Annotated in this window: 20 protein-coding genes and 1 pseudogene; 9 read left to right on the plus strand and 12 right to left on the minus strand. The window is 62.0% G+C overall.

Annotated features, from left to right (window positions below):
- Positions 1 to 26 precede the first annotated feature (26 nt).
- The 3 genes from AB1462_RS22660 (at position 27) to AB1462_RS22670 (ending at position 1,331) form a co-directional block, all read left to right on the plus strand.
- Positions 27 to 398, plus strand: coding sequence for a hypothetical protein (locus tag AB1462_RS22660; RefSeq protein ID WP_367247977.1), 372 nt, complete (start codon positions 27 to 29; stop codon positions 396 to 398).
- Between the two features lie 79 nt (positions 399 to 477).
- Positions 478 to 909, plus strand: coding sequence for a YeeE/YedE family protein (locus tag AB1462_RS22665; RefSeq protein ID WP_259191978.1), 432 nt, complete (start codon positions 478 to 480; stop codon positions 907 to 909).
- A gap of 2 nt (positions 910 to 911) precedes the next feature.
- Positions 912 to 1,331, plus strand: coding sequence for a DUF6691 family protein (locus AB1462_RS22670; RefSeq protein WP_367247978.1), 420 nt, complete (start codon positions 912 to 914; stop codon positions 1,329 to 1,331).
- A 38-nt stretch (positions 1,332 to 1,369) separates the two neighbouring features.
- On the opposite strand, the gene AB1462_RS22675 is transcribed toward AB1462_RS22670, so the two are convergent.
- Positions 1,370 to 2,092: a hypothetical protein gene (locus AB1462_RS22675; protein ID WP_259191979.1), complete on the minus strand. Its 723-nt coding sequence runs from the start codon at positions 2,090 to 2,092 to the stop codon at positions 1,370 to 1,372.
- 142 nt (positions 2,093 to 2,234) lie between these two features.
- Between AB1462_RS22675 and AB1462_RS22680 the strand changes: the two genes are divergently transcribed.
- The 3 genes from AB1462_RS22680 to AB1462_RS22690 all read left to right on the plus strand — a co-directional run bounded on the left by AB1462_RS22680 (position 2,235) and on the right by AB1462_RS22690 (position 4,700).
- On the plus strand, positions 2,235 to 2,615 hold the full coding sequence (locus AB1462_RS22680; protein ID WP_090406769.1) for a cupin domain-containing protein: 381 nt from the start codon (positions 2,235 to 2,237) through the stop codon (positions 2,613 to 2,615).
- A gap of 102 nt (positions 2,616 to 2,717) precedes the next feature.
- Entirely contained in the window at positions 2,718 to 3,974 is a 1,257-nt protein-coding gene (locus AB1462_RS22685) for a hypothetical protein (RefSeq protein ID WP_259191980.1), read from the plus strand.
- Between the two features lie 99 nt (positions 3,975 to 4,073).
- Entirely contained in the window at positions 4,074 to 4,700 is a 627-nt protein-coding gene (locus AB1462_RS22690) for a glutathione S-transferase family protein (RefSeq protein WP_090406773.1), read from the plus strand.
- An 89-nt stretch (positions 4,701 to 4,789) separates the two neighbouring features.
- On the opposite strand, the gene AB1462_RS22695 is transcribed toward AB1462_RS22690, so the two are convergent.
- The gene (locus AB1462_RS22695; RefSeq protein ID WP_367247979.1) at positions 4,790 to 6,532 is read right to left on the minus strand and encodes an OPT family oligopeptide transporter; all 1,743 of its coding nucleotides are present in this window, start codon (positions 6,530 to 6,532) and stop codon (positions 4,790 to 4,792) included.
- 441 nt (positions 6,533 to 6,973) lie between these two features.
- Between AB1462_RS22695 and AB1462_RS22700 the strand changes: the two genes are divergently transcribed.
- Positions 6,974 to 8,095, plus strand: coding sequence for a lactonase family protein (locus tag AB1462_RS22700; protein ID WP_367247980.1), 1,122 nt, complete (start codon positions 6,974 to 6,976; stop codon positions 8,093 to 8,095).
- 116 nt (positions 8,096 to 8,211) lie between these two features.
- Here AB1462_RS22700 and AB1462_RS22705 read toward each other — a convergent pair whose 3' ends face one another.
- From AB1462_RS22705 to AB1462_RS22730, 6 genes and pseudogenes are all read right to left on the minus strand, one after another.
- Complete coding sequence (locus tag AB1462_RS22705; RefSeq protein ID WP_090406779.1) at positions 8,212 to 10,269, minus strand: methyl-accepting chemotaxis protein; 2,058 nt, start codon at positions 10,267 to 10,269, stop codon at positions 8,212 to 8,214.
- A 337-nt stretch (positions 10,270 to 10,606) separates the two neighbouring features.
- On the minus strand, positions 10,607 to 10,897 hold the full coding sequence (locus AB1462_RS22710; protein ID WP_090406782.1) for a DUF3144 domain-containing protein: 291 nt from the start codon (positions 10,895 to 10,897) through the stop codon (positions 10,607 to 10,609).
- Between the two features lie 90 nt (positions 10,898 to 10,987).
- The gene (locus AB1462_RS22715; RefSeq protein WP_367248004.1) at positions 10,988 to 11,533 is read right to left on the minus strand and encodes an ATP phosphoribosyltransferase regulatory subunit; all 546 of its coding nucleotides are present in this window, start codon (positions 11,531 to 11,533) and stop codon (positions 10,988 to 10,990) included.
- 290 nt (positions 11,534 to 11,823) lie between these two features.
- Positions 11,824 to 12,519 carry a tRNA (adenine(22)-N(1))-methyltransferase TrmK gene (locus AB1462_RS22720; RefSeq protein WP_090406788.1) on the minus strand — a complete coding sequence of 232 codons (696 nt, stop codon included), beginning with the start codon at positions 12,517 to 12,519 and terminating at the stop codon, positions 11,824 to 11,826.
- Between the two features lie 13 nt (positions 12,520 to 12,532).
- The gene (locus AB1462_RS22725; protein WP_090406791.1) at positions 12,533 to 13,243 is read right to left on the minus strand and encodes a FadR/GntR family transcriptional regulator; all 711 of its coding nucleotides are present in this window, start codon (positions 13,241 to 13,243) and stop codon (positions 12,533 to 12,535) included.
- Between the two features lie 61 nt (positions 13,244 to 13,304).
- A pseudogene (locus AB1462_RS22730) lies at positions 13,305 to 13,394 on the minus strand (outer membrane lipoprotein carrier protein LolA); the annotation flags it as partial.
- A gap of 275 nt (positions 13,395 to 13,669) precedes the next feature.
- Between AB1462_RS22730 and AB1462_RS22735 the strand changes: the two are divergent.
- Together AB1462_RS22735 and gudD are read left to right on the plus strand one after the other, a co-directional pair.
- On the plus strand, positions 13,670 to 15,031 hold the full coding sequence (locus AB1462_RS22735) for an MFS transporter (protein ID WP_259191985.1): 1,362 nt from the start codon (positions 13,670 to 13,672) through the stop codon (positions 15,029 to 15,031).
- Positions 15,032 to 15,050: 19 nt separating this feature from the next.
- Positions 15,051 to 16,376: a glucarate dehydratase gene (gudD, locus tag AB1462_RS22740; protein WP_315337083.1), complete on the plus strand. Its 1,326-nt coding sequence runs from the start codon at positions 15,051 to 15,053 to the stop codon at positions 16,374 to 16,376.
- Positions 16,377 to 16,860: 484 nt separating this feature from the next.
- Here the strand turns inward: gudD and AB1462_RS22745 are convergent, their stop codons facing one another.
- From AB1462_RS22745 to AB1462_RS22760, 4 genes are all read right to left on the minus strand, one after another.
- A complete protein-coding gene (locus AB1462_RS22745) occupies positions 16,861 to 17,103 on the minus strand; it encodes a hypothetical protein (protein WP_259191987.1) in 243 nt (80 codons plus the stop codon).
- A 12-nt stretch (positions 17,104 to 17,115) separates the two neighbouring features.
- Positions 17,116 to 17,595 (minus strand): hypothetical protein, encoded by a 480-nt coding sequence (locus tag AB1462_RS22750; RefSeq protein WP_259191988.1) that lies wholly within the window; start codon positions 17,593 to 17,595, stop codon positions 17,116 to 17,118.
- A gap of 139 nt (positions 17,596 to 17,734) precedes the next feature.
- Positions 17,735 to 18,241 (minus strand): peptide-methionine (S)-S-oxide reductase MsrA, encoded by a 507-nt coding sequence (gene msrA, locus AB1462_RS22755; RefSeq protein ID WP_003372371.1) that lies wholly within the window; start codon positions 18,239 to 18,241, stop codon positions 17,735 to 17,737.
- Between the two features lie 34 nt (positions 18,242 to 18,275).
- Positions 18,276 to 19,214 (minus strand): AraC family transcriptional regulator N-terminal domain-containing protein, encoded by a 939-nt coding sequence (locus AB1462_RS22760; RefSeq protein WP_367247981.1) that lies wholly within the window; start codon positions 19,212 to 19,214, stop codon positions 18,276 to 18,278.
- Positions 19,215 to 19,254 lie beyond the last annotated feature (40 nt).

The following is a 19,254-nucleotide window of genomic DNA, read 5'->3' on the forward strand; positions in this document are numbered from 1 at the left end:
GGGCGTTTGGCCCTTGCAGGATCTCCATGCCGCTGACCAACCGCGAAACCGCCCGCCTCGAACGTCGCCTCATCGCCACCCTCACCGACGCCTGCGAAACCGCCAAAACTGAAATCCCCGGCTTCGACTGGCTGACCCACACCGTCGACTACACCACCTTCCCCCAAAGCCTGCGCGTGATCTGGGTGTTCGACAGCCGCGCCAGCAAGGAACACGCCCTCTCAACCGGGGCCGATCAACGCATGCGTGAGCTGACCGCCGCCGCACTGCACGACGCCGACGTGCACGGCGCGTCCATGGAACGCTGCGTACACTTCGACTCCGAAGAAGAATGCCGCCTGCGCCATGACGGCGATTGGCGCCTGCGCCTGGCCAAGGTGCATACGACCAAAGTATGAGTACGCCTCTTCACTCATTGGGTATGTGGATAAGACTATGCTATCGATGCACGTAGTCCCCACACACCCAGGCCCCACCATGACCCTCTCCACCCACTTCACCCCATGGACCGCCCTGCTCGGCGGCGCTCTGATCGGCTTGTCCGCCGGCCTGTTCATCCTGCTCAACGGCCGCATCGCCGGGATCAGCGGCCTGCTTGGCAGCCTGCTCTCCAGGCACGGCGAGGGGCGCGGGGAGAAACTGCTGTTTGTGATCGGGCTGCTGGTCTCACCCTGGATCTGGTCACTGTTCGCCAAGCTGCCTGAGTCATCGTTCCAAGTCGGTGGCTACGGGCTGGTGCTGGCAGGGCTGCTGGTAGGGATCGGCACGCGGTATGGCGCGGGTTGCACCAGCGGGCATGGCATCTGCGGGCTGTCGCGGTGGTCGCTGCGCTCGCTGGTCGCGGTCGGCTGTTTCATGGGCAGCGGGTTCGCCGCTGTCTACTTCATCCGCCACCTGCTGGGAGCCTGAGCATGCGCAAACTCACTGCACTGATGACCGGTTTGATCTTCGGCCTGGGACTGCACCTCAGCGGCATGACCAACCCGGCGAAAGTGCTCGCGTTCCTCGACCTCGCCGGCGATTGGGACCCTTCATTGGCCTTGGTGATGCTCGGCGCCCTGGTGGTGAGCAGCGTGCCCTTTTACTTGGTAAGGAATCGCCAGGTCTCGCTGCTGGGCGCGCCGATCCAGATGCCGACGCAACGCACCATCGACCGCCGCCTCGTGCTGGGCAGCCTGGTGTTCGGCATGGGCTGGGCGATTGCGGGGCTGTGTCCCGGGCCGGCAGTGGCATTGCTGTTGACGGGGCAATGGCAGGTGGTGGTGTTCACGCTGGCGATGGTGGCGGGCATGCTGATTTTTGCAGGGATTGAATCGCGCAGGCGGGGTTGAACAGCCTGCACGGCTTCATTTTTACCCCACACAGTAGGTCAGGCCTGCGCACTGAACCGCTGCACTCCACGCCGCTCATACATCGCCGCTTCCGTCTCTTGCGTCGCCAGCTCGCCTTTGGAGGCCAGTTGATTAATAAAAATCCGATCCCTGGACCCTTTGAAGTCAGACGGGTCGAAGTCTCTTAAGAGCGGCGCCAGATCAATGGTCTTGGCAAAGTTTTCGTTAGTCAGGCTGTAGAAGCCCAGGCCCGACCAGACCGAATCGGCGTCCACCGTGTCGATGGCGGCGTTGCGGTAGGCAACGGCTGCGGTTTTCAGGCCAAGGGATTGATTGAGCAAATCCGTCAGCCGCTGGGTATCCGAGCTGCTGAGCTGACTGGCCGAATCCAGCACTTTCAGGCGGCCATCGGCCTCGACGGTGAAGCCGTATTTTTTGCCGGCCAAGTCGGGAGCGGTGGTCGACAGCGCTGACTCGAATGCCTTGAAGGAGGCCTTCAGCGTATTGAGCGCGCCGGTGGAAATTTCGACGAGCCGAGGGTGGTCTGGCGACTGGGTCCGACCGACCCAGGTGTCGACCACCTCCAGCGGCTCCAATGTAGTGCTTGCTGAGCCACTGGGATGGTAGACGGCCGCCGGGCCGGCATTCGCCACCGCTTCTTTCGCGGCATCTGTCAGTGGCTGGGCCACGAGCTTCTGGTCGGAAGGTGTAAGGCTGGTGTTGGCTGGCGGGAGATAGGCAGCGCTAACGGAAAGAGCCATTTTATCGGTCCATGATTGGCGGGTTCATACAGGTTATCGACGGCAAAGGGCCGAGCTTTAAGCGGCCGACGTGCAGGATCGTACAAGCCAAGCGCTTCGTTGCCTCGATAGTCTGGTCCTCTTACCTACCAGAGGATGGATCATGGCTACGTCACAGCACCCGGCACAACCGGTAAACCTCGCGCAAAAGGCGTCGCTCATCAACGAGCAGTGGAGCCCCAGGGTCGTCGCCGAAATGAACGACTACCAGTTCAAGGTGGTGCGCATCGAAGGAGAGTTCATCTGGCATTCACACCCGGAAACCGACGAAGCGTTCCTGGTGCTGGAAGGGACACTGCGTATCGATCTGCCGGAAGGCCCGGTGTCTGTGGCGGCGGGCGAATTGTATGTGGTCCCGCGTGGCGTTGAACATCGGACGGCCGCCGAGGGTGAGGCGAAGCTGATGATGATTGAGCCTCGGGGCATCTTGAATACCGGCCATGAAGGCGGTGAACGCACGGCAACAAACGATCTGTGGATCTGAAAGATTCGCGGGCATCATAGGGCTCGATCATTGAGCCGAGCCTTTGGCGGGTAATTTCTGGATAATGCCCAGCTCCCGCCCCCGATACGGACATCCCGCTCGATGAAGTTGCCCACCGCCGCCCTACTCCTCGCTTCTGCGCTGCTGCCTTCCTTCGCCCACGCCGACGACGCCGCGCTGACCGATACGCTCAAGGCCTTCACCCGCTGCGACGCGACATTCTTCAGCAGCCTGAACAGCCACCGCGACGCCTGGCAGGCCTACGCACCGCTCAAGCAGGAAAAGGATTTCTCGTGGATCGCAGTGGTCAACCGCGCAGACCGCAAGGCCAATGCGGTGCCGGTCAGCACGCCGCCCATCGCGGGCTTGAAGCTATTGTCGTACGCCGACGAGGCCACCGACCTCGGCAATCTGGGGCTCTACTATTACTGGGGCTTTGTTGTGCAAGGCAATATCGACGAGGTTGCCCAACGCCTTGCTCCGCTGCTCGACCAACCTGCTCGCCTGCAAAAAGGCGACAACGCCTACATCCGCAGTGAACTCAAGGTCGACGACCGCTGGCAGGCCATCAAGCCACGGCCAGGCGTCGCGCCGGGCACCCGTGAGGTCGAGCGCGTGCTGCTGGTAGAGCCGGAAGGCACCGACGGCACGCAGTCGCGCATCAGTTGTTCGTTGCAGGGCGGTGTCGATGCGGCGCTGCTGGCCTGGTTGCGTCCGGACATCGCGCCGGTGGACTACCCGCGCACCGTCGTAGAGCCGAGCATCAACGACGTCGCCGTACCCGCCAGCGTGCTCCAGCGCCTTGACTCGGCCCTGCTGCAGCCGAAGTTCAAGACGTTGAGCTACACCTACCTGTCGAAAAAAAGCGATGGCAGCAACGACACCCCCACCTCGGTGACCTTCACGGCGGTGGGTGGCTTGCTGAACAAGAACGAGATCTACAGCGACACCTTCCATGTCGAGCGCCTGGTGCAGGCGGACCTGATTCAACTGAAATCGAAGATGAATGGCGTGGGCGACGGCCAGGTGCTGCTGACCCGCGAAGCCGAGCTGAGTATTCCGAGCAGTTGGACGCCTGGCCAGACGCTGAGTGCCAACCTGCACATGGCGAACGTGCCCGGCAAACCGACCGATACCCCGCTCGAGACCTCCGTGAGCTGCAAGGTCGGCCAGCGCTTCCCGGCCCGACAGGTGTTTGCCTCGTTGACCGGCGACGCCATCAAGCTTGAGTGCGAACAGGGTGACTACAAGACCTCGCGCGCCTTTATCGAAGACCTGGGCATTGCCCTGACGCTGGAGACGACGTCGAGCAAAATGCGCTCGGCGTATCAATACACGGCGTTCGAGGTGGTGCGTTGATCGAAGGGGCGTTTGCCAAGCAAACGTCCCGCTGATTCAGGGCACTCTAGGTTGCCGCAGCAGTCTGTTCCTACACACCCCACGCCCCGCGGAGTTCCCATGATCATTGTCCATCACCTCAACAACTCACGTTCGCAGCGTATTCTGTGGCTGCTGGAAGAGCTTGGCCTGCCGTACGAGATCAAGCGCTACCAGCGCGACCCGAAAACCAACCTTGCGCCCCCGGAGCTCAAGGCGATCAATGCGCTGGGCAAATCCCCGGTGATTGAAGACGGCGCCAACGTGGTGATTGAGTCCGCCGCCATCGTCGACTACCTGATCCGCCGCCATGGCGATGGCCGCCTGCAACCGGACCCGGCCACTGCCGCCTACGACCAGTACGTGCAATGGCTGCACTTCGCCGAAGGCTCGGCCATGCTGCCGTTGATGCTCAACCTGTACGTCGGGCGCCTGGGCGATGCCGGTGCGCCGCTGCATCCGCGTATCGAATCGGAAGTGGCCAATTACCTCGGTTACCTCAACGAGGCGCTGGGGCACACCCCCTATCTGTTGGGCGATGACCTGAGCGGCGCGGACATCCAGATGAGTTTTATCGGCGAAATCGCCAAGGCCCAGGGCAAGCTGCCGGCGTACCCGCACCTGGCCGCGTGGGTGCAGCGATTCCAGGCACGCCCGGCCTATCGCCAGGCGCTGGAACAGGGTGGGGAGTATGCGTTTGCCAAGTGAGTGATGCGGCGAACCCTTAAACCACCAAGAGCCGGGCCATTGTGGCGAGCGGGCTCGCCACAGGGGAGATACCAGCCTTGGGGGGCAGCTTACCCATTCCCCATCATCTGCCACAGCGACGCCCCCACGCCGGTGATGCTCTCCCCGGCAATCAACCCCGCCGCAGCGGTAATCGCAAACCGCTCGGTGATGCTCGGCCAGCGGCAGCTCACCAGCCAGGTGAGCACCGCACCCAGCGCCATCATCAGCGACACCGAGGCCGGCAGCACAAACGCCAACCCCAACGCGGCCGCACTCGGCAAGTAGCGGGCGCGGTGGACGGGCAACAGGCTGTCGAGTACGCCCAGCAACACCCCCACCACACCGGCAATAGCAATCGCCCAGCGAATGCTCGCCGACAATGAGTCCAGCCCATGGGTGAGGGTTTGCGCCACAGCTTTCCAGGTCGCGACCGCCGGCGCCGGCCATTCTTCGGTGAGCAGCATCGATTGCGGATCAGGAATCAGCGCCAGGTACGCAAACACCCCGACGATACTGCCAATGAAAATCCCCAGGGTCTGCGCAATCACTTGCTTGTGCGGCGTAGCACCAATGGCCTTGCCGACCTTGAAGTCGTTCATCAAGTCGGTGCACTGCCCCGCCGAGCCGCCGGCGGTGTTGGCACTCATCAGGTTGATCGGCACTTGCCCCGGCGCGACGATGCCGAAACTCAGCTGGGACAACTGCCCGATGGCGCCAATCGGCGGAATACCGGTGGCGCCCACCACGCGGGCAGCGACGGCGGCCAGGCAGATCGCCAGGGGAATGGTCAGCAACGCCATCCACAGGTTGATGCCGAACAACAGCGCCTGCAGGCTCACCACCAATACGATCGACAGCGCGAAACCGGCGGCAGGGCCGGCCTTGGGGACGCTCCAGGCTTGCCCGCCGACGGATTTGGTCGAGGTGTACAACGCCCACAGCCGAATGGTCAACGACGCCAGGGTTGAGCACACCATCAGGCTCACGCCCGGCCACAGCAACCACTCCACCAACGCGGCGAATTGCGGGCCGCTGCTGCCGGCCGGCAAGCTCACCAAGCCGTGCGCCAGCAGCCACGGGCCCAGGCCACCCCAGGCGAGCAAGGCGCCCAGCAACAGGGTCAGGCCGACGCGAATGCCGATAATACCGCCAAAGCCCAGCAGCAACAGCGAAGGGTCGGCGGTAAAGGTCAGGCGCTCCAGCTGGGCACTCGGCGACCAACGCGGGAAGGCCCACACAAAGGTGTCCACCCACTTCACCAATCCGGACAGCAACGCCGCACTGAGCAACACCTTCAAGCGCGTCGCGGCTTCGCGCCCATGGTTGTAGATATGCAGCAGGGTTTCCAGGGTGGCCATGCCTTCGGGGAATTTCAGCGCCTTGTCATTGAGCAACGAAGGCCGCAGGTACCAGGCAATCCAGATGCCCAGGAAACTCACCGAGAACACCCAGGCGATCATCGGCCATGCGTCCAGCTGGTTGCCGGTCAGCAAGGTATAGGCCGGGATCGGCGCCACCAGCCCACCGGAAATAATCGAAGCGGCGGCCGAGGCGACGGTCTGGTTGATATTGCTCTCATGCAACGTCCACGGCAGCTGCTCGGACGAGCGCTTGGCCAGGCCCTGCCAGATCGCATACCCCACCAGCAGGGCAATGATCGACATGTTGAACGACCAACCGATCTTCAACCCGGCGTACACGTTCGAAGGGGTCAGCAGGATACCGAGCACGGTGCCGGTGATGACCGCGCGCAGGCTCAGTTCGCGCTCGACGGGGGTGTGAAGGGGCACGGTTGATGAGGTGGCATGCATGCGGATTCCTTTCGGCAAGGGAACAGGGCGACCTAACAAGTGAGCCCTGTCGGGGCTGAAGGTTCCGGGTTTAATGCTTGCCACAGGTGCGGCGCTTTCCCTTAACCGGCTTGGGCCTTGTCCAGCAGCCGCTGCACCCGCGGCGCATCCTCGGGATTGACCACGCCATAGCGGTCCGGGGCAAAAAACGTCCTGTGATGTGCAATCTCTGTCAGCCGCTAAGCTCATCGGCCGCCAGCCAGTACGCGGTGTGCACCCACGGCAGCGGCTCGCCGTCGAAACGCCGGCCGAGCATCAGGTGGGATCGTTACTCATGCAGCGCATCAAGCCCTTGGCGCGGGTAGAGATACAGCGCCCATCACGCCGATAAAACAACCATTGCCGAGACTCGCATACAGTCATACGATGACTGACCACACCCATAACAATAAAGGATCACCCGTGAATAAACCCCTCCTCCTGGCCGCCGCCGTTGTCTGCGGCCTGAGTGCGCACGCCGGCGCCGCCACCTTCGCGTACATCTCCAGCCCCGGTGACGGGCTGATTTCCCAGTACCGACTCGACGAAGGCAACGGCGCCCTGAGCCTGGTCGACCAAGTGACGGCCGGCGACCAGGTCAATCCCATGGCCCTCAGCCCCGACGGCAAGACCTTGTTCGCGGCCTTGCGGGTCAAGCCGTTTCAGGTCCAGGGCTTCAGCATCGACCCGGCGACCGGCCGCCTGACGCCGCAGTCCAAGGCGCCGCTGGCCGAAAGCATGGCGTACCTGGCCACCGACCGCGCCGGGCGCTATTTGCTCGCGGCGTCTTACGGTGCCGACACCCTCAGCGTCCAGCCCATCGACAAGCCCGAGCCCATCCGCACCTACAAGACCGGCCTGCATGCGCACTCGCTACGCACCGACCCGAGCAATCGCTTTGCCTACGCCGGCAACCTGGGCACGGACCATGTGCTGCAATACCGCTTCGACGCCGCCACCGGCGCGCTCACCCCGATCGGCAGCGGCTACGTGAGCGTACCGGCCAACACCGGGCCTCGGCACCTGGCGTTCTCGGCCAACGGCAAGTACCTGTATGTGGTCGGCGAAATGAGCGGCACCGTCACCGCGTTTGCCATTGATGACAGCACCGGCGCGCTGACCCAGATCGGCGTGGCCAATGGCATTCCTGAGCGGTTGAAACTGGCCCACGGCGAAGTGCGTGACGCGCGCAACAATGACCTTAAAGACGACCCGACGCCGCGCATCTGGGCCGCTGACCTGCGCCTGTCGCCGGACGGCAAGCTGCTGCTGATGAGCGAGCGCACCAGCAGTTCGGTGTCGGCGTTTGCCGTGGATACCGCCACAGGCGGCCTGCGTTTTGTCGACAACTACCCGGTCGAAGAGAAGCAGCCGCGCAATATCGCGTTCTCCCCCAACGGGCATTGGCTACTGGTGACCGGCGAGAAAAGCGACAAGGTCGGCACCTATGCGGTCAGTGCCGCGGGTGCGTTGAAGCGTGTGGGGGAAGCGGCGTCGGGCAAGGGTGCGCTGTGGATTGAGGTGCTGCATACCTCGGCCAACTGACCTGAACCTGTGGGAGGGGGCTTGCCCGCTCGCCACAGTTACAGTGTTCCTCCTTCACTGACTGGCATTCGGGAAAGCCCCCCCCCACCGGGTTGGATCTTCAGGGTTTACAGACCTCAGCTCAGGCGAAACCGTGCAGTGTTATCACTCAACGCCTGACTGCCCTTGCTCAAGGTATCCGCTGCCCGATTTACCGCGCGCGCGCCGTCGAGCAGACGCCCGGCGGCCTGGTCGACTTGCTGGATATTGCCGCTCACTTCATCCGCCGTCGCCGCCTGCTCCTCCACCGCCGTGGCGATTTGCGCGAGGGTGTCGGTGACGTTCTGCACCGCGCCGGCAATCTCGCCCAGGCGCGTGCCCAAGCCGGTGACGGACTCGGCATCGGTCAACGCCTGCTCGCACGCGGCGCCCATCAGCGTCACCGCCTGGCTCACCGTGGCGCGCAGGCTGTCGACGGTGCCGGCGATCTGCGCCGTCGACGCCTGGGTGCGTTGCGACAGGCTGCGCACTTCATCGGCGACCACCGCAAAGCCCCGGCCCTGCTCGCCTGCGCGGGCGGCTTCGATGGCTGCGTTGAGCGCCAGCAGGTTGGTCTGCTCGGCGATGCCGCGAATGGTGTCGACCACCGACTGAATCTGCTGCCCTTGCTGGCTGACTTGCTGCAAGGCATCGGCGGTGTCGGTCAGGCGCTGGTTGAGCTGCTGGATGCTGGCGGTGGTGCGCTGGCTGTCGCGGCTGCTGTCTTCGGCGATGCGCCGGGTTTGCTGGGCACTGCCCGAGGCCTGTTCGCAGCTGCGCGCGACGCCCATGGACGTGGCGGCCAGTTGCGTGGCGGCGGCGGCGATCTGGCTGATCTGGTGCTGCTGGTCTTCGACTTCGCTGAGGGTGCTGCCCGATTGCGAATTAAGAGTGAGCACCGCCGAGCCGAGCTGCTGGGTTTCGTGATTGACGCCAAGCAGGCTGGTGCGTAACTGCACCACCGCGACGTTCAGCGCGGTGCTGATGGCCGCGAGTTCGTCGCGGCCCTCTACCGCCACTTCCACACACAGGTTACCGTCGCGCAGGGACTCGGCCAGTGTGGTGATGCCACTGGCGCTGCGACGGATGGACGCTTGCAGACACATGAACAGATAAAGCGCCGCCAGGGCCAACAGGCTGAACGTTGCCGCCATCGGTATGAATTGCGTGTTCGCATGTGCGCGGTAGTAGTCCAGGCGTGCATCCATCGACGTCAGCGACTGAACGCGCAGCGCGCCGAGCGACTCGAGCATGGCGTCGATACTGCGCTCGAAACCGGCCGTATCCAGCTTGATGCTGCCGCCGAACACGCCGTCGTCGAGCACTTTGAGTTCGTTATCCAACAACTGCAGGCTGGTGTCGTATTGCGCCGTCCACGGCTCCATTCCGGCGTACTGCTTGGCCTTGAGCGAAGCCGCAGCCTTGACCAGTTGATCCCGCGCATCGCCGATGCGGCTGCGCAAGTCGCGCATCTGCAAACGACTCTGCAAGGTGAACTGCCCCGAAGAAATCGAGGACTGCCCCACACTGGCCATGCGCCCGATGCGCTCGATCAGGTCGGGCGTTTGCTGGGTGCCCATCTGCATGAGCATGTAGGTTTCCAGCCAGGGGTCGAGGATCAGGCCGGCGTCGAGGGTGATCTGTTCGCGCAGGGCCTGCATCGCCGTCAGCGCGGCGGTGAAGCGGTCGTAGCCATCCGGCCACCAGCCCACGGTGCGCAGGGACGCGGAATCCATGCCCTTGACGGTGGCCTGCAACGCCTCGAAGCGGGCCAGGACATCAGCGCCGGCGTTCTGGGTTTTCAAGGCATCACCGAGGGCTTGCAGGCTTTGCAGGATCAGCGGGAAATTGGCATCCACCTTATCCATCGCCGCCTTCGCCGCCGGCGTGGGGGCATGCAGGATGTCCGCCGCCTTCCAGCGCGCAGCCAGGTTACGTTGGGCGGTCAACTGGCCATCCAGCGCATCCAGGGCCAACAGTTGACGAAGGCCGGACTGCTCAGCGGAAATCACGCTTAACTTGTCGCGATAGTCCTGGCCGATCATCCACAGGCTACCCGCCAGGGGCAGCATGAACAGGAAAAACAGAATCTGGAACTTACGCGCGAAACCGAAACGTCCGAGCAGGCGGATACCAGGTGATAAAAGGCTGTGCATGTCCGACCACTCCCGAAAACAACCCGCCCGGCGCACCGCTGGGCGAAGCCTTGAAATAAATGAAAGCAAAATGCCATGTCATTGATTGGTAAGGCTCTAGCAAGATACGGGCCGCTCACACTCAGCCCCGAAACAGGGCGTTCGCTGCACGAACGCCCCACCTCGCGTGCGCGAAAATGGGGCAAAAGCACTCAGTAGGGACAAGGCCGCTGTCACCGCCGGAGACGACTGACCGAGGCGCGCGCCAGAACGCCCTCAATCACAAGCATCCTATCGGCCGCGCGCGGGGAGAACTTGAAGGGCAGGACACGCCGTTGGAAGAAATACCGGCAGCGACCTATTTAGCCTGCATGTACCGGCTGAAATTATTGATGTGATCGTCCAGGTTGTCCTCAAGCATCATCCGGTACTGATCGCAGAAATACGTGAGCATCGCCTCGCGCTCCTCAGCCATCTGCTCGCCGGACTTAAAGTTGCGCGCACAGGCCCAGGCATTGAACCGCGTGGTGCCGAACATCATCGAGGCACTCACCTGGCCGAGGTTCTCGAATGTCTTGAGCTGCTCGTTCGACAGCTCGATATGCGCGTCTGCGCGGTCGTAGAAGGTTTGGTCGGTGGCGTCGGCCATTGCGGGTTCCTGGGTGAGCGAATGAGACGACCATTGGAGCATATCCTGCGGCTGGAGAGCAGGCGCCTCCCTGCGGAGGCGCCTTGAACATCACATCAATGCCAGCACCAGCCGCTCAAGCCCGATGCCGAACCCGGCGCCCTCTCGGTAAGCACCGCCACCTACCACTTGCTGCTGCGCACCCAGTGCGGGGCAGCGTACTTCGAAGCCATTGCCTTCAAGGTAGTAACTCAGCCCACGCTTTACCGCCAGGCTCAACTCATAGTCGAGCCCCAGCGTGTCCAGAAACCCGGAGCAAAGGGCTTGGCTGCGCTTTAGCGCCAGCGCGGGCTCTGGACTGAGAATTTCCAACCCCAACTGGGTAAATTCACGATAGCGACCGGCTTGCGGCCGCTCATACCGATAACACCGTGCCACGTAGAAAAACATGGCCTCACCCCGCTCGCCGAGCAAGGCTGCATTGCGCTCCTGGAACAGCGCGGTGGCCTCTGGGATCAGGCAACATTGGCGACCCGCCTTGTCATCGAAAGCCCACATCTGCCCGATGATTTCACTGCCGCCGGCTTTTTCAATAAACGTGTCCTGGCTCCACAACGCGGGCACGATAGCTTCTTCAGCTCCCGCTTCGATGAAGATAGCTCCGGAATCGTCCCTCTATCTCACGCATCGTTGCGGCTTCTTTCCCTGTCACGATTCGGGTTCCGCGCAGCATTGTCATGTCTTGAATCTCCATTTTTACAGGCAATAAAAAAGGCGCCATAGGCGCCTTGGTTTGGGTTCATTAAGTGATCAGAGCGTCTGGTCAATCAGTGAGCGCAAGCAACCACGGCACCTTGGGAAAGGTCCGTGAGAGTGATGGCGGTTGCTTTGCGAAAATTTGGTCATGGGCAATCCTTGCACACATGTAGGAATAGTTACAAGCAAGCTCAATTCAACAGCTCAGTAATCCACCGGGCCTGCTGTGCGATCTCTTGCGCCTTATCCTCCGGCACGGCCTGCCGCGCGCGCTCAAAGCTGGCCAGGGTCTTCTGCTTCTGACGCAGCATGCGCTGCCACTTGGCCAGGAACAGCGGGCTGCGTGCCTGCATCTGCACGGGGCCGAAGTACAGCTGTTCGGCGCTGTAGCTCACCGGTGTGGCGCGTTCGGCGACGATGATTTCGTAGTAGAAACGGTTTTCCCGCAACAACTCTTCACTGAGGATGGTGTAACCGTTTTGCATCAACCAGTGACGCAACGGTTGCTCGCCGCCGTTGGGTTGCAGGATCAGGCGTTCGCGGCCGCTGAGGTAGGCCTGGCCGCTGTCGAGGATGTCGCGGATCGTTTCGCCGCCCATGCCGCAGACGCTGATCGCGGTGATCGCGTCTGCCGGTTTTATCGCCGCCAGACCATCGGCGAGGCGCACCGTGACATGCTGCTCCAGGCCGTTCTCACGCACGGTGCGCTCAGCCGCCTGGAACGGTGTGATCGCCACCTCGCCCGCCACGGCCGCCTCTATCACGCCACGGCGCATCAAGGCCACCGGCAGGTAGCCATGGTCCGAGCCGATATCGGCCAGCCGCGCGCCCATCGGCACATTCGCCGCCACGCGCTCCAGGCGCATGGACAAGGTGTGTTCGTTCAACCTGTGTTCCTTTTTATTCGCCGGAAAATCGATCCCGGCTGTTGGTCAGATGCAACACCATCGCCGCCCGCGCCGCGTCCGGGTCCTGGCGTTTGATCGCGTTGAAGATCGCCTCATGTTCCAGGTTCGCCAGTTGCCCGAGCTTGGCAAAGTCCGCCCCGCCACGCTCGGCGCCTTTCACTTGGGTACGCGGAATCATCGCATTGCCCAGGTGCAGCATGATTTCGGTGAAGAAGCTATTGCCGGTGGCTTCGGCGATCAACTGGTGAAAGCGTTTGTCTTCTTCCACGCAGCTGTCGTTGTTGGCCAGCGAGGCCTGGTAGTCGTCCAGTGCGGCGCGCATGTGGGCAAGCTGCTCGTCGGTCCTGCGCACGGCGGCCAGTGCCACCGCCTGCACTTCCAGGCCCAGGCGCAGCTCGAGCATGTTGCGCACGCTGGCGACGGTGTCCACATGCAGGCGCAAGCCTTGCTGGGCATGTTGCGCGAGCACAAAGGTGCCGATGCCGTGGCGCGTCTCCACCAGCCCCGAGGCTTGCAACTTGGAGAGGGCCTCGCGCACCACGGTACGGCTCACCCCATGTTCGAGCACGATGGTGGATTCGGACGGCAGCTTTTCACCCGGCTTCAACTGCCCAAGCAGGATGCGCTGGGTCAGGGCGTCGAGCACGCCTTGGGCCAGGTTGTTGGAGCGTCTACGGACGGGGGGGCCGTTTTCAATGGGCATAGTTACGAATCCACGGGGTTGGGCAGGAGGGAGCTTAACATCCCGCCCCACGGCGTAACCCCACTGTAGGAGCGAGCTTGCTCGCGAAAAACCTGAGGGCGCCGCGTTTATTCAGGATGCCCGCATTATCGTTGACGTTTTTCGCGAGCAAGCTCGCTCCTACAGGTTAGGGCCCGAGTGAAAAAAGCGCCAAACTTGTATGACAACCAACATTTATGACCACCAACACGCCCTCTTCCAAAAGCGCACTCAACCTTCTTTAAACGCCACACAGACCCGCAAAATAACCAAAAACGCACTAAAACCTGGCCCTTATAAACACAAAAACATCATCACCACATTGCGAGCCCCAGAAAAGAACTTGTATGATGTCTATCAACAAGACACGCAAACCCGCATAAAAATAATCAGGGGGAGTTTTGAATTGTGAACAATTCAAGCCATGCATCTGCCGCACCAAACAGTGATTCGGTCCTCGCGCACGCCGTGAGAAAAGTGAAGGGCCATGTGCTCCCACTGTTCGTGATCATGTTCATCCTCAACTACATCGACCGGGTCAATATCGGCTTTGTGCGCACGCACATGGAACATGACCTGGGCATCGGCGCCGCGGCCTATGGGTTTGGCGCCGGGCTGTTCTTCATTGGCTACGCCCTCTTTGAAGTGCCCTCCAACATGCTGCTGCAAAAGGTCGGCGCGCGCATCTGGCTGACCCGCATCATGTTCACCTGGGGCATCGTCGCCACGCTGATGGCGTTCATCCAGAACGAAACCCACTTCTACATCCTGCGCTTTCTGCTGGGCGTGGCCGAAGCCGGCTTCTTCCCTGGGGTGATCTACTACTTCACGCGCTGGCTGCCGGGCGTGGAACGCGGTAAAGCCATCGCGATTTTCCTCAGTGGTTCGGCGGTGGCCTCGTTGATCTCCGGCCCGCTGTCAGGTGCACTGTTGCAGATCGAAGGGTTTGGCTTTCACGGCTGGCAATGGATGTTCGCCATCGAAGGCCTGGCCTCGGTGGTGATCGGTTTCTTTGTGTGGTTCTGGCTCGACTCCAAGCCCCACGACGCCAAATGGCTGACCCGCGAAGAACAGGATGTGCTGGTCAACGCCATCGACCAGGAACAACGCGAGCGTGAAGCCGTGGGCGGCGTCAAACCCACCCTCGGCAAGCTGCTAAAGGACCGTCAGATCCTGCTGTTCTGCGCCCTGTACTTCTGCATTCAACTGACGATCTACGCGGCGACGTTCTGGCTGCCGAGCATCATCAAGAAGATGGGTGACCTGAGCGATGTGCAGGTCGGCTTCTTCAACTCGATCCCGTGGCTGATCTCGATCATCGCCATGTATGCCTTCGCGACGCTGTCGGGCAAATTCAAGTTCCAACAGGCCTGGGTTGCGGCGGCGCTGTTGATTGCGGCGGCGGGCATGTTCATGTCCACCACCGGCGGGCCGATCTTCGCGTTCGTGGCGATCTGCTTTGCGGCCATTGGGTTCAAGTCGGCGTCCTCGCTGTTCTGGCCGATCCCACAGGGCTACCTGGATGCGCGTATCGCCGCTGCCGTGATCGCCTTGATCAACTCCATCGGCAACCTGGGTGGCTTCGTCGCGCCGACCACCTTTGGCTTCCTGGAGCAGACCACCGGTTCGATCCAGGGTGGCCTCTACGGTTTGGCCGGCACCTCGGTGCTCGCCGCGATCCTGGTGTTCTTTGCCAAGACCGCCCCCTCCGCCGCCTTGACGTCGCCAGGCGTGACGCCAACCAGCGCCACCCTCAGCAAACCTCTTTGAGCCTATCCAGGAACTTGCCATGAATACTCCCGTCGTCACCCATTTCCAGGTCATCCCCGTCGCCGGCCACGACAGCATGCTGCTCAACCTGAGCGGCGCCCATGGGCCGTTTTTTACCCGCAACATCGTGATTCTCAAGGACAGCTCGGGCAACACCGGCGTCGGTGAAGTGCCCGGTGGCGAACGCATCCGCGAAACCCTGGAAGACGCTCGTAGCCTGGTGATCGGCCAACCCATCGGCCAGTACCAGCGCATCCTCAACCAGATGCGCAGCACCTTTGCCTCACGGGATTCGGCTGGCCGTGGCCTGCAAACCTTCGACCTGCGCATCACCATCCATGCCGTCACCGCCATGGAAGCCGCCCTGCTCGACCTGCTGGGCCAGTTCCTCGAGGTCCCGGTGGCCGCCTTGCTCGGCGAAGGCCAGCAGCGTGATGCGGTGAAAATGCTCGGCTACCTGTTCTACGTCGGCGACCGCAGCGCCACCGACCTGGCTTACCGCAACGAGGCCGACAGCGATGACGAGTGGTTCCGCCTGCGCCATGAAACAGCCCTGACCAGCGAGGCCGTGGTGCGCCTGGCCGAAGCCGCCAAAGCCAAATACGGTTTCAACGACTTCAAGCTCAAGGGCGGCGTATTGAGCGGCGACGCAGAGATCGAAGCCGTCACCGCCCTGGCCGAACGCTTCCCGGATGCACGCATCACCCTCGACCCGAACGGCGCCTGGTCGCTGAAAGAAGCCATCCGCCTGTGCCGCGACCAGCACCACGTGCTCGCCTACGCAGAAGACCCGTGCGGCGCCGAAAACGGCTACTCGGGCCGCGAAGTCATGGCCGAATTCCGCCGCGCCACCGGCCTGAAAACCGCCACCAACATGATCGCCACCGACTGGCGCGAAATGGGCCACGCGATCCAGCTGCAATCGGTCGACATCCCCCTGGCCGACCCGCACTTCTGGACGATGCAAGGCTCGGTGCGCGTGGCGCAGATGTGCCACGAATGGGGCCTGACCTGGGGCTCGCACTCCAACAACCACTTCGACATTTCCCTGGCGATGTTCACCCAGGTGGCCGCCGCCGCCCCAGGCGACATCACCGCCATCGACACCCACTGGATCTGGCAGGACGGCCAGCGCCTGACCCGCGAACCGCTGAAAATCGAAGGCGGTTACGTGAAAGTGCCGGCCAAGCCCGGCCTGGGCGTGGACATCGACATGGACGCCGTGGCCAAGGCCCACGAACTGTACAAAGGCATGGGCCTCGGCGCGCGGGATGACAGCGTGGCGATGCAGTTCTTGATTCCGGGTTGGAGTTATAACAACAAGCAGCCTTGCCTGGTGCGCTGAGCCCTGTGAAGGCAACGCGGGTCAATGTGGGAGGGGGCTTGCTCCCGATGGCGGTGTATCAGCCAGGCATGTATCGACTGACACTCCGCTATCGGGAGCAAGCCCCCTCCCACAGGGGTCCTTCTTATTTCTCAAAGATTGTGGTCGCTCGATCCTACCGCAGCCTCGCTCAACCACACTTTCCTGCAACACCGATCAAACAACGGCGCTATGTCATGCCGTTGCTTCAACATCCGCGCATCGCCAGAATGTGGGAGAGGGCTTGCCCGCGATGACGACCGCATAGACGATAGAGATGAAGCCCAAAGAAACGTCCTACGCAGCCGCTTCACTTTGCGTAAAATGCGAGCCGTTCTCGATCAGGAAAACTTAACCCAGGAAGGGTAAGATTTGAAACCGCTTGACACCCACGCGTTAAAACACGCCGACACGGCCGTCACACAACTTAAGTTTAAAAACCAAAATGGTTAATGAGCAGCCCCCTTCAACCAACTCGCTCGAACCGCCGCCGCTTCAGGAACAACCCCACCCCCAGCGCAACCGCAAAGATCGACAGCAACCCCAGGTCCGCCCCCCCTGGGCGGACCTGGCTTGCCGCCACGCAGCCGACCGCCCCCGCCGCCACCAGCAGCACCCCCAGCCACTTACGCAGCAGGTACGGTTTAACAAACCGATCGAGCAGAAAAAACAGCACCAGGGCCAAGATCAGCTGGGTAATGTCAGACATGTGCTTCTCCAGTCAGGTCTTGATGATCAGGGTCGAGGCGCTGCGTTGCGGACCAATGCCGCCGCTGACCTGCGCCTCGATGCTGACCAGCACGTCGCCGGCATGATAGGTGGGCAGGATTTCATTGGCATACATGCGCACACCCGCCCCGACAGGAACACCCACGTAAGGGGAAGCCACAGCAGAAGTGGCGCCAGCGAAGGCACTGGCGGCCAGGTTAGCGATCTTGGTGCGCTGCGCGTTGAGGGCGTCGCCCTGTTGCCGCGTCAGTGGCTTGGAGATGCCGATCATCATCACGCACGGCAGGCTCTTGGCCAGCATCTTGTCGTACACCTCGACGACCTTGCTGTTGACCTCGTAGTGGGCACTTTTCGCCTCGCCAAAATGCAGCTCGCGCAGGCGTCCGCGTTCGCTGTCGGTGAGGGTGATCTGCGAAACGTTGAACACGATCCCGTGATTGCCCATGTAGTGGAACGTCCCTTCGAACTTCATCGCACGCATCCTTTCGAGCCAAAGGCGGGGATTCTCTAGAAGGCGGGCAATGGATTCAAGGCAAAAGAAAGCAAATGAGGAAATGGAGGGGGCAGGCCGGTCTCCCCTGTCGCGACCTTCCCCCAGGCGCAACTCACGCTCACGCCCGCTTGGGCAACTTCCAATTCGGCCGGATGAAGTGGCAGGTATACCCGTTCGGTATCCGCTCCAGATAATCCTGATGCTCCGGCTCCGCCTCCCAAAACTCGCTGGCGGGCTCTATTTGCGTGACCACACGCCCCGGCCACAGCTTGGAGGCATCCACGTCAGCCGCGGTATCTTCGGCAATATCCCTTTGCTGTTCGCTCAGGTAGTAAATCGCCGAACGATAGCTCGGCCCAAGATCATTGCCCTGCCGATTCGGCGTGCTGGGGTCATGGATCTGGAAAAAGAACTCAAGGATCTGCCGATAGGAAATCACCGCCGGGTCAAACACGATCTCAATCGCTTCAGCATGGTTGCCATGGTTGCGATAGGTGGCATTCGGCACATCGCCACCGGTGTAGCCGACGCGCGTGTGCAGCACGCCGGGGTAGCGTCGCAACAGGTCTTGCATGCCCCAGAAGCAGCCGCCAGCGAGGATGGCGGTTTCGGTTGGGTTGGTCATGGTCTGTCCTTGCGGTTAATGGAGACAGGGGTAGTTATGGGGGGGTGTTGGTCAATACCAAGTTGGATCGGGGAAAAACGGCCGTCGGACTACCAATCGCCTGCCGTATCTCACGCACATCACGCGCCGGCGATGCACCAAATTGCCGTAGATACTCGCGGCTGAACTGTGATGCGCTTTCATAACCAACAGCAAACGCCACATCAGACGCACGATGCTCGCCGGCCAGCAAAAGCTGGCGAGCTTGCTGCAATCTAAGCTGTTTCTGATAGCGGATGGGGCTGAGGCCAGTCATCGAAAGAAAGTGGCGATGCAGGCTGGCCCGGCTCATGCCGCTGGCCTCGCACAATGCATCGATACGCAGTTGGGCAGTGTAATTGTCCCGGATCCAGGCAACGGCCCGGCGGATGCTGGCCAGGGCGCCATCGGGTTGAGCTATCTGACGCAGCAACCGGCCTTGGGGGCCCAGCAGCAGACGATAGAGCAATTCCCGTTCGACCAAGGGACCGAGAACCGGGATATCGGCAGGCGTGTCGAGCAATGACAATAAGCGCAGCAACGTATCGCGCAGCGAAGCACTCATCGGATTTATCGTAATGCCAATCCCTTTTTGTTCGCTCTCGCGAATCACAGGCATGCTCGCCGCCAGGTCCGCCAATATGGCCGGGTCCAACACCAGCGATACCGCCACGTAGGGCTCCCCCCCTTCAGCATCAAGGATTTGTCCGCTCAAAGGCAGGTCCAGGGCGCTGATGAGGTAGTGCTCACTGTCGTAGCTCAGGAGATCATCGTTAATCGCGACGCGCTTGGAGCCTTGCAGGATGAAGCAGATCATCGAGCGATACAGGCAGGGCGCCTTGTCCGTGGTGCCTTGGCCGACGCAGAGGTCTACACGCGGGATCCGTGTCGTCGTCAAACCCGGTGGCGCATGGCGCAGGGCTATTTCAAGATGCGGTGCAAGGTCGTTGTTCATGAGCCGATTATGCCGACGCCCCGTCATCACGCAAGACGAT

It is taken from the genome of Pseudomonas sp. SB113 (genome assembly GCF_040754745.1).
Lineage (GTDB): Bacteria > Pseudomonadota > Gammaproteobacteria > Pseudomonadales > Pseudomonadaceae > Aquipseudomonas > Aquipseudomonas grimontii.

Bases quoted from the DNA above. Each gene is read 5' to 3' on its own strand.
- AB1462_RS22680 (WP_090406769.1), top strand. From the start codon at position 2,235: ATGGCTACGTCACAGCACCCGGCACAACCGGTAAACCTCGCGCAAAAG.
- AB1462_RS22685 (WP_259191980.1), top strand. From the start codon at position 2,718: ATGAAGTTGCCCACCGCCGCCCTACTCCTCGCTTCTGCGCTGCTGCCT.
- AB1462_RS22695 (WP_367247979.1), bottom strand. From the start codon at position 6,532: ATGCATGCCACCTCATCAACCGTGCCCCTTCACACCCCCGTCGAGCGC.
- AB1462_RS22745 (WP_259191987.1), bottom strand. From the start codon at position 17,103: ATGTCTGACATTACCCAGCTGATCTTGGCCCTGGTGCTGTTTTTTCTG.
- gudD (WP_315337083.1), top strand. From the start codon at position 15,051: ATGAATACTCCCGTCGTCACCCATTTCCAGGTCATCCCCGTCGCCGGC.
- AB1462_RS22665 (WP_259191978.1), top strand. From the start codon at position 478: ATGACCCTCTCCACCCACTTCACCCCATGGACCGCCCTGCTCGGCGGC.
- AB1462_RS22660 (WP_367247977.1), top strand. From the start codon at position 27: ATGCCGCTGACCAACCGCGAAACCGCCCGCCTCGAACGTCGCCTCATC.
- AB1462_RS22750 (WP_259191988.1), bottom strand. From the start codon at position 17,595: ATGAAGTTCGAAGGGACGTTCCACTACATGGGCAATCACGGGATCGTG.
- AB1462_RS22725 (WP_090406791.1), bottom strand. From the start codon at position 13,243: ATGCCCATTGAAAACGGCCCCCCCGTCCGTAGACGCTCCAACAACCTG.
- AB1462_RS22710 (WP_090406782.1), bottom strand. From the start codon at position 10,897: ATGGCCGACGCCACCGACCAAACCTTCTACGACCGCGCAGACGCGCAT.
- msrA (WP_003372371.1), bottom strand. From the start codon at position 18,241: ATGACCAACCCAACCGAAACCGCCATCCTCGCTGGCGGCTGCTTCTGG.
- AB1462_RS22705 (WP_090406779.1), bottom strand. From the start codon at position 10,269: ATGCACAGCCTTTTATCACCTGGTATCCGCCTGCTCGGACGTTTCGGT.
- AB1462_RS22670 (WP_367247978.1), top strand. From the start codon at position 912: ATGCGCAAACTCACTGCACTGATGACCGGTTTGATCTTCGGCCTGGGA.
- AB1462_RS22760 (WP_367247981.1), bottom strand. From the start codon at position 19,214: ATGAACAACGACCTTGCACCGCATCTTGAAATAGCCCTGCGCCATGCG.
- AB1462_RS22675 (WP_259191979.1), bottom strand. From the start codon at position 2,092: ATGGCTCTTTCCGTTAGCGCTGCCTATCTCCCGCCAGCCAACACCAGC.
- AB1462_RS22690 (WP_090406773.1), top strand. From the start codon at position 4,074: ATGATCATTGTCCATCACCTCAACAACTCACGTTCGCAGCGTATTCTG.